Below are 14383 nucleotides of genomic sequence, written 5' to 3'. Positions count from 1 at the left end.
TAAGAAGCTAAAGGAGCAGGCTGAAAGTTTATCGTTAAAACGTTACCCCAACTTTCTAATATCAAAGATTATCTTTGCCCTTTCAGCATCTTCATGAGGTCTAGATCTTTCAATCATACCACGATCTGCCAATTGGTTTAATCTATTAAACAAAAACATGTCACCTATACATCCTCCACCGAAGCTATCCCAGATATCACAAAGCGTGTAGCCAACAACCAATGAAGATCTTTGCGGAGCATCACTAATTCTATTCAATAGATAACCGTCAAAAAAATCCTCATCTCCCGAAACGTATTCTCCTGACCTATCTTAACAAATGAATTTACCGCCTGAATACGTTGAAAAGGATTATTGGGTAACATTCGCTTTGTTCCATATTTTCAAAAATGATATAGGCAGAGAAACCGTTTTTAAAGGCGGAACAGCATTATCAAAATGCTTTGGAATGATACAACGGTTTTAGGAAGATATTGAACAGCAAAACAATTCGTTTTACCGGACTTATGTCATGCTGATGATTGGAGTTTGGTATAATACTTATAAATGTACCCCTAAAAAATAAATTATGAGCGGCAGCATTTTTGAAATTATTGAACAATATATCAGCAAGTTAAGTGTGTTGTTGTAAAATAGTTTGTTTTCAAAATATTTTTAGTGTACTTTTGTGCCACACAAAACAAAGGTGATACCTTTTTCGGGGTGTAGCGTAGCCCGGTATCGCGCCACATTTGGGATGTGGAGGTCGTAGGTTCGAATCCTGCCACCCCGACTAAAGAGCTCTAACGAAAGTTAGGGCTTTTATTGTTTCTAGGCAGGACGAGAACCTGCGACCGCTTAGGTTGCCATGGGGTTCGATCCGAAGGAGGCTCAGGGTTAGTGTTTGGGCCATGTGTGGCTGAGCCAATCCTGCCACCCCGACTAAAAAGCTTTAACGAAAGTTAGGGCTCTTATTGTTTCTAGGCAGGACGAGAACCTGCGACCGCTTAGGTTGCCATGGGGTTCGATCCGAAGGAGGCTCAGCCAATCCTTCCACCCCGACTAAGAGCGCTAACGAAAGTTGGGGCTAAAGAGATTTCCGGATGATAACTTGAGTAGGATTGCGTTCGTTTAAAGTTTTCTTTTGAAGTATAGCTTCGGCCGCCGCCTTTCCCATCGCCCAAAAATCAGTAGATATGACCGTAATGCCCCCTTCAAGGATCTCTTTGACGTCCGTGTCATTGTAGGAAATAAGACCTATATCCTCTCCCAATGTAAACCCATGTTTCTTTGCCAATTTAATTAAGGATACATCATCGGAATCATAGCGGCTAAAGGTGATAAAGGCGGTGTACTGCTCAAATTTTGTCTCATCTACTTCTGGTAGAATGTCATAATTGATTCCCGATTCCTTACAGTAACGGACGAATCCATTGATAACATGTTGGGCATGTAAGGCTTCTGGATGTGCTATAAGTATAATTCTTTGATATTTTTTGATATTGTGCTGCAGTAGCGTAAGACTATTATAAATATCGTATTCATAATCCTGATAAATAGCCGTATAATCTCCTGAGAGCCCAAGTTGATTATAGTCGATGATAATCCGCTTATTTGGTGGTATGAGGTTGATAATAGGGGCAGGATCATCTTTCAAAAATGTAACAATGACAAAATGCGTATAGTTGTTGATGTTTTCGGTAATAATATTACGGAATACATTAAAGTTGTGATGGTGAAAGTAGACATCGATCGCCGCTGCACCTTTAGTTTCAGTTAATAACGATTGATAGATCTGTTCACGCATGGTATTCATTTTGTCGAGAAGAAGCAGGATACGGTAAGAATGTTGTACCTGTTTTTTCTTGACATAATATCCTTTCCGATAAACAGACTCAATTACCCCCTTTTCGAGTAGATAGTTAAGACCTTTCAAAACCGTTTCTTTGCTCATGCCGAGCTGATCCTGCAATTGATTTAATGAAGGGATGCGGTCTCCGATATGTAAATCATCCTTTTCGATCAATGTATGGATGTGATCGACCAATTGAAGATACTTCATTCGGGAGCCGTTGCCTGTTTCGCTTGTAATGGACATGTGATGAATAGTGATTTACGATAATAGAGTCAAACTTAGATAAACTTGCTTTTATATGCAAGTTTTGGTGTATCCTAATCCAGAGGTAGGTTTAACTATTTTCTCTCCTTTTAAGACGATCTCTAAAAAAAATAACATCTTTTTTCACTTTTTTTTTTGCAACGGCAAAGATAATTTATACTTTTATAAAAGCAAACCAGTCTAGACCAGACTAGATTGCAAAAAATAACTAATTATAAATACGACTATGATGCTATTTAATTTAAGGGTTGCCCTGCTCTTGGGTACTCTTTTTCTCTCCTACTTTGCTTTTGGTCAACAGTCCTCGACTGTGAAGGGTGGAGTATTCAATACGGAAGGAAATCCTTTAGTTGGGGTTACGGTTTCAAATCAAAATAAATCTAAGACAACGACCACAGATTCGCTCGGCAACTTTTCAATAACTGTAATTTCACCTAATGAGCCACTGCTATTTTCAATGGTGGGTTATGTTGCTGTAAAGAAAACAGCAGCATTGGGCCAGTTTATGCAGGTCAAATTACTGCAAGATACGCGCATGCTGGATGATGTTGTCGTTATAGGTTATGGTACGACCACTAAACGGGATCTGACCGGAGCGGTAGGTCAGGCTAATCTAACAGATATGCGCAAAGCCCCCGTAGCCAACTTTGAGGAGGCCTTAGCTGGTCGGGTAGCTGGCGTTAAGGTGAGTTCAAATGATGGACAACCGGGTGCGGAACTCAGTATCGTTATTCGGGGTAATAATTCCGTCACCCAAGATAATTCCCCACTATATGTGGTTGATGGATTTCCCGTCGAAACATCTGTTGGCAACACCATTAATCCCGAAGAGATTGAATCTCTGGAAGTATTAAAGGATGCTTCTGCGACAGCGATTTACGGAGCCAGGGGAGCAAACGGGGTTGTCCTCATAACAACCAAGAAAGGTAAGGTTGGAACTCCGGTTATTAACTACAACGGCTGGGTAGGACTCAATCAGATCATCAAAACGCAGGAGCTGCTAAACCCTTATGAATTTGTGAAATATCAATTGGAACAGAATCCCACCCTCTATACAGATATTTATCTAAAGGATGGTAAGACTCTGGAAGATTACCGCGGCATGGAGGGTATCAATTGGCAGGACAAAGTTTTTAGAAATGCAGTTACCCATAATCATTCTATAGCGATACGTGGTGGTACCGATCGTACACGATATGCCGTTTCCGGATCATTATTAAATCAGGATGGGATCATACTAAACAGTGGGTTTAATAAATATCAAGGAAGAATTGTGCTGGATCAGACCATAAACAAGAAATTAAAAGTAGGGTTGAATTTAAACTATACAGCCTATAAGCGATATGGTACCGTAGTGTCAGAGTCTCAGCCCAGTCCGACAGCGAGTCTGATGTATGGAATATGGGGATTTAGGCCAATCACCGGAAATCCACTTACAGATGCCTCACTGATAGATGATCTTTTTGACCCGGATATGGATCCTAGCTTAGGTACTGATTTGCGAATCAATCCCTATCTAGCCGTGCAGAATGAATATAATCCACTGTTCAGTGCAAATCTCGTGGCCAATGGCTATTTCGAATATAAATTTGCCGATGAGTTGACGTTTAGGGCAACTGGTGGCTATACCCGTATAAACCAGCGACGGGAAGTATTCTTTAACTCAAAATCCAGAGCAGGACATCCCTTTTCAAACAATAAAGTAAATGGTTCTATTTGGAATAATGAAGTTACTAATCTATTAAATGAGAATACGCTGTCCTATGATAAGAAATTTAATGGGGGGCATCGGCTAAAGGCGGTCGTCGGGTTCACTGTGCAAGATGTCCGAAATTATACCAATGGATTTACGTCCATCTTGGTACCCAATGAATCATTAGGTATTAAAGGCCTGGACGAAGGACAGATTACGATGGCGCCAGTGACTGACGCATCCAACGGACTGATATCCTATCTAGGGCGGGTTGATTATAATTATCGTTCAAAGTATTTACTGACACTGTCTTTCAGAAGTGACGGCTCCTCCAAATTTCCAAAATCAAACAGATGGGCTTATTTCCCTTCGGGATCTTTTGCATGGCGATTGAAAGAAGAGAATTTCATGAAACCGATAAAGATCATCAGTGATGCAAAGTTGCGTGTTGGAATAGGTTCAACCGGAAATAATCGCGTATCAGAATATGCTTCATTGACTGCCTTGCAGATGAATCCAGCCTCAGGCTACAGTGTGGGCAACAGCGCCGGTCAGGGAATGGTACCGACGAATCTTGGAAATCCAAACTTAAAATGGGAGACCACCGTTCAAACCAATGTTGGCCTCGACCTCTCCATACTCAAGAATAGAGTGTCCCTTACAACAGATTATTATCACAAGGAGACACGTGACCTATTATTGAATGCGACCTTGGCTCCCAGTATGGGATTCCTGACAGGCTTCAAAAATATCGGCCGTGTATCTAACAGCGGAATCGAATTTACATTGGAGACCAAAAACGTACAAACTCCCAATTTCTCCTGGAATTCGAGCTTCAATATCGCATTTAATAAAAATAAAGTACTTGAACTCAATGAAGGAGAGCCGAGTTTGGCTACACGCGTTACCTGGGGTAATTTCAATAATGCCTATCCTTATATAGCAATACCCGGACAGCCGATCGCTTTATTTTATGGCTATCTTTTCGATGGCGTATACCAATACGCAGATTTTGATCTGGCCAACGGGAATTATCTACTTAAAGCAGGTCAGCCCAATAATGGTACCCCCAGAACAAATATTAAACCCGGCGATATCCGTTTCAAGGATATCAATGGCGACGGACAGGTAGATAATTATGACCTCACAATAATAGGTAATCCAAATCCAAAACATATTGGCGGATTCAACAACAACTTTAATTATAAAAACTTCGATCTGAATGTCTTTTTACAATGGAGTTATGGAGGAGACATTTTAAACGCCAATCGCATTGAGTTTGAAGGTGGGGATCCTGTCGCGCGTGGTTTTCTGAATATGTTTGCTTCTTTCGCTGATCGCTGGACACCAGAAAACCAGACCAACGCACTCTATCGTGTCGGAGGCCAGGGGCCAGCTGTTTATTCTTCCAGAACGATTGAGGATGGATCTTATCTACGACTAAAGACCTTGTCTTTAGGATATACATTCAGTACTGATCAGCTCCGAAGATTACGAATGAAATCCATACGACTCTATGTGGCTGCACAAAATCTAGTTACATGGACAAAATATTCAGGGCTCGATCCCGAAGTGAGCACCCGTCCTGGAGCATTGACCCCTTCGTTTGACTGGTCGGCTTATCCGCGTCCTCGTACGATGACCGTAGGACTTGACCTTAATTTTTAAACTAACCTTTGATCAAGATGAAACGCATTTTTATTTTTTCCATATGTATCGCTTGTCTAACCAGTTCATGTTCCAAATTGCTGGATAAAGAACCTGACTTTGTGACCACTGAAAACTATTTTCGAAATGAAAGCGAATTGATGAACAGCCTCAATGGCGTTTACAACAGACTCATCGATACCTATGGGCGCATGTATAGTCGTGGACTTTTCAGTTATTTTGTCGTGAGTGACGAAGCCTATTTCAAGAATATATCAATCAACAATATTCGAGTGATGGTCATGGACGCTGCTGATCTGGACATTACTAGATTGTGGGAGACTTTATACGAAGGGATAAATCGGACAAATTTATTATTGGAAAATGTCGATCGCGTAGAGATGGATGTCACCAAGAGAAACGCCATCAAGGGAGAAGCACTCTTTATGCGTGGATACTACTATTATCTCTTGACCGATTTCTTTGGAAAAGTACCTTTAAAACTGTCCTCTACGCAATCACCCAACGACCCTTATCCCGCTCAGGCTACACTGCCTGCTTTGTATGCACAAATTGTGAAAGATATGCAAGAAGCAGAAAATTTGGTCCACGAAAGTGGTGTCGTTGCCAACGAAAGAGTGTCCAAAACAGCCGTTCAGGCCATACTGGCCCGTGTATTTTTAAAAATGGCCGGACAGCCTCTTCATGACAATTCCCGTTATCAAGATGTTATCGAATATGCAGATAAAGTGATTGCTTCAGGAAAGCATCAGCTCAATCCCAATTACAAGCAAATATTTATCAATCATTCACAAGATATCAATGAACCGAAGGAATGCCTTTGGGAAGTTGGCATGTTTGGAAATAAGATCGGCAACATCGATCAGGCTGGTATGGTTGGTATCGAGAACGGTATAGAATGTCCCGATGAACGTATTGGGTTTTCAGGCGGAGCAATGCGGGTTACAGCCAAATTATATGATCTATTTGGTCAGAAAGATACAATGCGGCGCGATTGGAGTATCAGCCCCTATCGATTTGTAACTACTGCAGGGGTTACGCAAAAGCAATATTATAGCACAGCTCAGCTTTACGAACGAAACCCCGGAAAATGGAGACGGGAATATGAGGCCGGTACCAAAGTGAGGAGTGCCAATTCGACCAATTTTCCAATTATAAGGTATAGCGATGTCTTGCTGATGAAAGCGGAAGCAGAAAATGAGGTCAATGAATCCCCCACAACAGCAGCCTACGAAGCACTTAATCAAGTTCGTAGGAGAGCTTTTGGTAAGGCATTAAATGAGGTCAATGGAGCTAGTGATGCGCCGATCGGAATGGATAAAATAGCCTTTTTAGACTACATACGCGACGAGCGCCTGCGTGAATTTTGTTTCGAAGGTACCCGTAAGCATGATCTGATTCGTTGGGGCATTTACGTGCCCATTATGAATGCCTTGGGACGTGAAATTTCGGTCAATGCACCCGCTGCACACCGATATGGCGGTAATGCTGGCCTGAATACGACAGAGAGAAACGTGCTGTTTCCCATACCAAACACAGAAATAACCATTAATAAACAGATTATTCAAAATCCGGGTTGGTAAATCTGGTGGATCATAAAATAAATAGATGAAGATGAAAATAGTGATAATATATCTCATGCTGGCCATTTTGTGCGTCAGTTGCATGAAAGAAGATATCGCCAGTGCCGATATGGAGGTCAGGACAGATGCCGCTAGTTACAAGGTTGGCGACACCGTTGTCTTCCGATTTGAGGGTGCTCCAGACAATATTGTATTTTATTCTGGAGAGAACGGGCACAACTATGAACTGAAGGATCGTCTTTATGCGGATAACGATTTACAGGTGGATTTCAAAACACTTGTCCAATGGGGTGTTATTTATGACAACCTAAAATTATTGGTTTCCAATGATTTTACCGGAATATACACAAAAGAAGAGATCGACAAAGCCACGTGGACCGATATTTCCGAAAAAGCCACTTTCTCCACTGGGCAAGACAATACACCTTCTGGAATCGTAAGCCTGAAATCATATCTCAGTCCAGTTGATACGGCATCACTTTACCTGGCATTCCGATACACAGACACTCAAAAGGCCCAACAAAATAGATGGGTCGTTCGCAGTTTTAATGCGGTAAAAGTATCACCTGAGGGCGTGCAGACTAATGTTGCCACGATATCCAATGCGGGCTGGAATGCCGTAAGTTTTCTAAATGACAGTAAGGTATGGACCATTTCCGCAACACAGCTATTGATGCATGGCGGTGTTGCATCCGATACCGACAATGATGATTGGGTGATTACCAAAGGCTTTAAAGTAAGGGAGTCCATCGCGGACAAAGGCGTAGCACTGAAAAACATCAGCTCAAACCTGCGGGAATACAAATATGTATACAAAACTCCCGGAGTCTATAAAGCCGTGTTTGAAACCTCCTCCAACTGGTACAGCGGTCGCAAGGAAGGGTACGCCGAAGTAACAATTAATATCCAGCCATGATTGATATGCAGCTGTTAACTAGAAGATACGGTCATTGCGACGGAGTATGGAGGACGATGATAATATTGCCATTGCTTTGCTTTGCGAGTGTTTTCGCACAAAGCAGGGCTGATGTGAGCTTGAAAAATAGTAAGCTACAACTGATCTGGAGTCGCGATAAAAATGGTTATCATCTTCAGTCCGTTACCCTAAACGATGGCCTGGGGCAAAAGGAGCATTTAACGATGGCTGCACAGCAGCGAACGATCCTTTACGCAAAAAATAAGCCGCTGGACAGATCTACAATTGTTTATGATCATGCTGGGAAGCTTATTCACTTCCCCGATTCTCAATATCGCTATGTGATTCCAGTGTGGTCACAGAGTTTGTCACCTGTGAGCCTGAATACAGCAGGTGAAGTATGGCACTATCAACCGACTGCAGTGACTTCAACTTCACCCTCGGGGCTGAGATTTCAATACGAAAACGAAAAAATTGCCCTGTCCGAAGAATGGAACCTTGATCCGGGTCAGACGCATGATATCCGGGTAAAGATAACTTTAAGGGCGAAAGAAAACGGTTATTATTCCTTGTCCACGCCATCACTGGCGATTGCCGATCGCCAGCAGTTTCAGTGGGCGGTGATTCCGGGATTATTTCAAGGAGCGGCGCTCAATCCTGACTTTGTGGATGCATACGCATACGGACACGGTATCCCGGATCGTCCGGTCATTGTCCGCGAACGTACTGCCTCCACCTTAGCTTCGCTATTGACCACGCAATCTGGAGTGACCTTAGCAACCGTGGCCGAACCGGGAACAGCAAGGAACCCTTGGTCAAAAGATGCAAAGACACATTCAGACTGGAAGCTCGGATTGTCATTGATGAACCGAAATAAGGAGCTAACACCGACACTCTATCACCCGGTACTAGGTGAGGAGGGGTCCTATTTGAAAGAAGGACAAGAGATAACATTTTCTTTTCGCTATACCATTCAGAGAACTTCTTGGTATAATGTACTGGGGCATGTGATAAAAGATGTTTATAAGTTTAGTGATTTTTTAAAACTGAAAGAAACAAATCGCTCCTTAACGGATCGTCTCTACGCGATGTATGATTATGTCATTGCCGATAGCACCTCCAAGTGGCGGACAGCAAACTATAAGAATGCAGTAATCGGAGCCCAGGATTATCTGGGGGGAGTATACGGGTCTGAGAAAGATGCCATGAAAAACTCCGATTACGGTGCCATGTGGATGCTGGCTGCGCTGACCGGAGATAACAAACTGAAGCAACAGCGACTACCGGCAGCCTTAAACTTCAAGTTGCAACAACAGCAACAGCAACCGGGATTCTTTTATGGATCAGCCGCAGGGCAGTATTTCCTATATCGCAGTCAACGGTTTACCGAAGAATGGGGGCCCTATAGCGAACCCATTGGTACCAGCTATTACATGTTGATGGATATCGGTAATATATTACTTTTTGAGCCAGATCGCTCTGATCTTAAGCAAGCGTTGCGCAAAGCCGCAGATTGGTTGTTGTCCAAAATGCATCCCGATGGGCATTGGGAGGTTGCCTATGATAATAAGACCGGTAGGGCCATGTTTGAGGATGTATCCGATCTCCGGCCAACATTTTATGGACTATTGGTTGCGCATCAGTTGTTAAAGGACGAAAAATATAGAGAAGGAGCAATCAAAGCCGCAAACTGGTTTGTCAGACACGCAGTGGAAAAAGGATGGTTCCTGGGAGTTTGTGGCGATACGCGATTTGCACCTGATTTTGCAACGGCACAGTCTATACAGGCCCTCCTCGATATGTATACATTGACCGGCGATCTACGCTATCAGACAGCAGCCTCTCAGGTCGCCAGATATTATACAACATCAATCTATACACACCCCATCCCCACTCGGGAGGTTAAGCATGTGAATGGTATCGACCGTCAGGATTGGGAGATTAGTCAAGTAGGGTTGGGATTTGAACATGGCGGTATTATGGGGTCTGCAAATCATCATGGTCCTATTTTGCTGTCGAGTCATGCGGGGCTGTTTGTAAGACTGTATGCACAGACGAAAGACAGCTTATTGTTGAATATGGCAAGAGCCGCTGCCTGGGGACGGGATGCATTTGTGGATGCAAATACCGGGGTTGCTTCTTACTACTGGGATGCGATGAATAAAGGGGCAGGGCCATTCCCGCATCATGCCTGGTGGCAATTGGGATGGATTACCGATTATCTGCTCTCCGAAGCAGCGGTTCGTTCCAATGGTAACATCTCCTTTCCGAGTGGATTTATAACACCTAAAGTAGGGCCACATCGCAGCTATGGTTTTGAAAAAGGGAGCATATTCGGCAAGCCTGTTGATCTGAAAATGAAAAAAGGGCTTATCAGCCTTGATAATGCACATATAGACTACATTCTTGCTACCAACAGCGACAATAAAGAGCTCTATGTTGTTTTGCTGAACAATAGCGTGGATCCACAACAGGCTAGGCTGAAATTAGATGCAGGCCATTCCCGGGATCTGTTTGGGCTAGTTCAGAAGGAGGCCTATCTTCTCAATTCCGACGGGACGGATGAGATGCGGATGGCAGCATCCTCAGATTGGAAAATTTCCCTGCCGGCAACAGGGCTAAAAATAATGAAAATCAGTTATCAATAACCATTTAAACAACCAATAACATGAATAGCAACATGAAACAGAAAAAAAAATACTGGATTATATCCATATTCTTTGGAATGATGTTTACGGTCTTAAGTTGTACTGGAGTCGAAAAGAGTTTACAGGCAAATGAAACGCAGGTAGAAAATAAGCTTGCACGAATGGCATCTACTACCGGACAGTTAGATTCACCCATGGTGAAAAGTCTGGCTTATCAGGTGATCGTCAACAACGATACCCTGGACGTATGGCAAGAAACCTGTTATGATCTGGCTGAAAATGGGGGGCAAACCGATGTACATACCGCTTTATTTACGTATGTGCCAGGTACTCAGGTCAAGATTATTTGCAGCAGTTCTTTCTCAAATTTTACGCTGTCACCCAAAAGGTTGGATATACCGGTTACCAAGAACGGAAATGAATTGACGTTTACCATCCCGGAGTATTACAATTACGCATTGGCTATCCCAGGTCGTGCACCCTTACTTTTGTTTGGATCTCCAGATTATAGCGCCTATAAACAGGGGGCAGTTGTTTTTGCCAAGGGAATCCATCATGGTGTAAATGGAGTTTTTAAACTTGAATCCAATAAAACCTATTATTTAGAAGAAGGGGCGATTCTCAGGGGAAAAGTATTGATAGAAAACGTATCCAATGTCAAATTGATCGGTAGGGGCTATATTGATGATCGCACCGCTCCTGTAGCGGGAAATTTTGTTAAGGTCTACCGTAGTCAGCATGTGGAACTTCGGGGATTTGGCGTCCGGCATGCGGCTTTAGGCTGGCAAGTAGATATGGTCAATTCGTCGAATGTCGATGTGTCCCATCTCAACCTGTTGAGCTTTGGGCAGAACAATGACGGTTTGGATTTGGGCTCAGGATGTCAAGATGTGCATTTCTCCCATTGCTTTATCGGATCAGGAGATGATGGTTTTGGTTGGCACGCAACAAATGCAGCTGCAGATGGTGAAACACCGCTTTTAAATTGTCATGCCCACGACTGCATAATCTGGAAAAACCAGGTAGGCGTGGGTATCCGCATAGGATCTTCATTAGAGACCAGTAGTGTCGAACAGCTCACCTTTAAAGATATTGATATCGCCAAAATGGCCTGGGGTGGCCATTCGGTAGCGATCCCACATTCTGACTGGGCGGATGTTAAGAATATCACGTTTGAGGGCATCCGTGATGAGACCGCTGGAAATACCCGATTTGTACTGATGTATATTAAGCAAAATGCAAACTCAAATCCGGTTTATAGGCCCGGGACTATTTCTGATATTCGATTTATTGATTGCGTCAGCAGTGCGACGGCGGCAATTTTCGAGGGCTATGACGCCAATCACATGATTAAGGATGTGACCTTCAAAAACGTAAAAGTCGGGGGTAGGGATATGTTGCAGTCTGATATCGTAGCGAATTCCTTTACTTCGAATATCACCGTCGTGAATTGATGTTCAACTAGTTTATGATCACTTAAATCAACGAGATGCGTACATATCAATCAGTTATAACTTTCCTATTGGTTTTTTTAATAATGACCGATCTGGGGGCACAGAATAGTGTGGAGCTCAACAAGATTGCAGCCTCACAAGGTGCCGCTTCGCAACTGTTATTTTCTGTGGATCTGGCGAAAGAAGAACTTATTGCGCCCGGTGATTTTAAGCGTGATGATGAGTGTGTCGTGCGTGGTGGTATGCCTAATTTTTTTGCCAAGGTCAGCAAGGGGCAGGATGTAACAGTAGCATTCATCGGTGGAAGCCTGACACAAGCCAATTATTGTTACCGGATGCAGATTTCAGCTTACTTGCAGGCACGCTACCCATCCACCAGATTCAAGTGGGTCAATGCTGGCGTATCCGGAACAGGCACGGACTTGGGATCCTTTAGAATCAGGGAGCAGGTATTATCGCACAATCCCGATCTGGTCATCATCGATTTTGCAGTCAATGGCGCCTATGCTGCAGGTATGGAAGGTATGGTGAGGCAGATTATCCAACATGATCAGCATACCGATATCTGTTTAATCTATGCCATCTTGGCTGCGCAGACCAAGGCATATAATAATGGAAAGATACCGCCACATATTGAAGCTTTGGAAGCATTGGCCGATCATTACAGTATTCCTACAATACATTTGGGAATGGAGATTGCGCGCTTGGAATCTCAGGATAAGTTGTTGTGGAAGGGAGAGGTAGATTCTGCAGGAGATCGTATTTTATTTTCTACCGACGGAATCCACCCGCTGAAAGCCGGTGGTGATCTTTACGCTGCAGCCATTGCCCGCGGGATTGAGAAGATGAAAGGACATTCACAAATGGAGATACATCCATTGCCTCAGCCGCTGTTATCTGATGAGTGGGATATCGCAGGGATGTACATACCCACCGATCTTGCTGATTTTGATGTTAAATGGACCGCGTTTCCTACAGAAGGATCTAAATTAAGGGCCTTCAATGGATGGTTTGACAGCTTGATGGTTGCTGATGAAAAAGGCGCGCGCTTTTCATTCACTTTTGAAGGTGATCTATTTGGCCTGTTTGACATAGGTGGGCCAGAGGTGGGGCAGCTTGAAGTATGGGTAGATGGTCATCAGATAGGGCTCCATAAATCGCAGTCCGGAGGATTTCAACCTTATCAAATGGCGGCAGAGAATCACGACAATATCCTGTTGAATCGATTTAACGCATACTGTAATAACCGATATCGAGGTCAATATGATGTGATCAAGGTACCCAAAGGAAAGCATGAAGTCAGTTTTCGTATATCGCCATTGAGAGCGGATAAAAAGATGATATTGGGTCCGTCTCAACAAGAAGATATTGACCGTCATCCTGCGAAATACGATTCATCCAAGATTTATTTAGGACGGATACTGTTACGTGGCAAACCAATTTTAAAGACTACTGGAAAAGAAAAAGGATGAAACGGCCGAAGGGCGCATGACCGAGTGTACCAAACGATTGAGCTTACGAACACCTTAAAAACCAATTTAAAGAGTAAACGATGAATATCATTGAAAATAAATACTTATGAAGAGTGTCTTGGTTAAAGAATAATTGATGAACAAATAATTTAAACGGATGAAAATAACTCAGCTACTAAAGCGATTAAACTGCCTGTTACTCTGTTTGAGTATGACATACACCTATGCCCAATCTGTATTGACGCAACAGCAGAAATGGGAGCAAAAGATACAACGTTACGAACGTCTGGATGCGCAAAATCCACCGCCCAAAAACGTCATTCTTTTTGTTGGTAGTTCGACCATCGAAAATTGGAAAACGCTAAAAGATGATTTCGAAGGGCAGGCTGTACTGAATAGAGGAGTATCCGGCACCAAGACAGTGGATCTTTATACCTATAGAGAACGGTTGATTACGCCCTACGATGCAAAGCAAATTTTTATTTATGAAGGCGACAATGATATTGGACTTCGTTGGTCGACAGACCGCATTGTTGAACAGTTCGCTGCCTTATTTGGTGCAATAAGAAAGTCGAAACAGCATGCCGAAATAATCTATATATCCATCAAGCCTTCACCACGCCGATTGAAAGATAAAATACAGATCGAAGAAGTTAATGCTAGAATTAAACAATTTATGGAGCAGCAGCCCAATACCGGATATGCTGATGTTTATGCCCCGATGCTGGATGCCAATGGTGATTTAATACCAGCATATTATCGCATGGACGGGCTGCACCTTACTGCCGAGGGATACCATATCTGGAAAGATGTGATATCCAAATTTATAAAATAGGTGGATGTACCCAGGA

General features: G+C 43.1%; 9 protein-coding genes and 1 tRNA gene. 9 read left to right on the top strand and 1 reads right to left on the bottom strand.

Going from position 1 to position 14383, the window contains the following annotated elements:
• The first annotated feature begins 319 nt into the window (after nucleotides 1-319).
• The gene (locus tag G6053_RS31070) at nucleotides 320-466 is read left to right on the top strand and encodes a nucleotidyl transferase AbiEii/AbiGii toxin family protein (protein WP_165309053.1); all 147 of its coding nucleotides are present in this window, start codon (nucleotides 320-322) and stop codon (nucleotides 464-466) included.
• 232 nt (nucleotides 467-698) lie between these two features.
• Nucleotides 699-772: transfer RNA gene (locus tag G6053_RS25915), tRNA-Pro, on the top strand.
• Nucleotides 773-1066: 294 nt separating this feature from the next.
• Here G6053_RS25915 and G6053_RS25910 read toward each other — a convergent pair.
• Nucleotides 1067-2077, bottom strand: a complete 1011-nt coding sequence (locus G6053_RS25910; RefSeq protein WP_206531823.1) for a substrate-binding domain-containing protein — start codon at nucleotides 2075-2077, stop codon at nucleotides 1067-1069.
• 247 nt (nucleotides 2078-2324) lie between these two features.
• On the opposite strand from G6053_RS25910, the gene G6053_RS25905 reads away from it, so the two are divergent.
• The 7 genes from G6053_RS25905 (at nucleotide 2325) to G6053_RS25875 (ending at nucleotide 14367) form a co-directional block, all read left to right on the top strand.
• Nucleotides 2325-5459 carry a TonB-dependent receptor gene (locus G6053_RS25905; RefSeq protein ID WP_241254842.1) on the top strand — a complete coding sequence of 1045 codons (3135 nt, stop codon included), beginning with the start codon at nucleotides 2325-2327 and terminating at the stop codon, nucleotides 5457-5459.
• 17 nt (nucleotides 5460-5476) lie between these two features.
• A complete protein-coding gene (locus G6053_RS25900; protein ID WP_165309052.1) occupies nucleotides 5477-7042 on the top strand; it encodes a RagB/SusD family nutrient uptake outer membrane protein in 1566 nt (521 codons plus the stop codon).
• A gap of 31 nt (nucleotides 7043-7073) precedes the next feature.
• The gene (locus tag G6053_RS25895; RefSeq protein ID WP_165309051.1) at nucleotides 7074-7958 is read left to right on the top strand and encodes a DUF5017 domain-containing protein; all 885 of its coding nucleotides are present in this window, start codon (nucleotides 7074-7076) and stop codon (nucleotides 7956-7958) included.
• A gap of 113 nt (nucleotides 7959-8071) precedes the next feature.
• Entirely contained in the window at nucleotides 8072-10606 is a 2535-nt protein-coding gene (locus G6053_RS25890) for a glycerophosphoryl diester phosphodiesterase (RefSeq protein WP_241254841.1), read from the top strand.
• Between the two features lie 32 nt (nucleotides 10607-10638).
• Nucleotides 10639-12060, top strand: coding sequence for a hypothetical protein (locus G6053_RS25885; protein ID WP_165309050.1), 1422 nt, complete (start codon nucleotides 10639-10641; stop codon nucleotides 12058-12060).
• A gap of 35 nt (nucleotides 12061-12095) precedes the next feature.
• Nucleotides 12096-13532: an SGNH/GDSL hydrolase family protein gene (locus G6053_RS25880; RefSeq protein WP_165309049.1), complete on the top strand. Its 1437-nt coding sequence runs from the start codon at nucleotides 12096-12098 to the stop codon at nucleotides 13530-13532.
• A 157-nt stretch (nucleotides 13533-13689) separates the two neighbouring features.
• Complete coding sequence (locus G6053_RS25875) at nucleotides 13690-14367, top strand: GDSL-type esterase/lipase family protein (protein ID WP_165309048.1); 678 nt, start codon at nucleotides 13690-13692, stop codon at nucleotides 14365-14367.
• Nucleotides 14368-14383 lie beyond the last annotated feature (16 nt).

The organism is Sphingobacterium sp. DR205 (assembly GCF_011064245.1).
In the GTDB taxonomy this organism is placed as follows: domain Bacteria; phylum Bacteroidota; class Bacteroidia; order Sphingobacteriales; family Sphingobacteriaceae; genus Sphingobacterium; species Sphingobacterium athyrii.
Note: the sequence above shows the minus strand (reverse complement) of the source record. Positions and strands in the feature narration are given on the sequence as shown.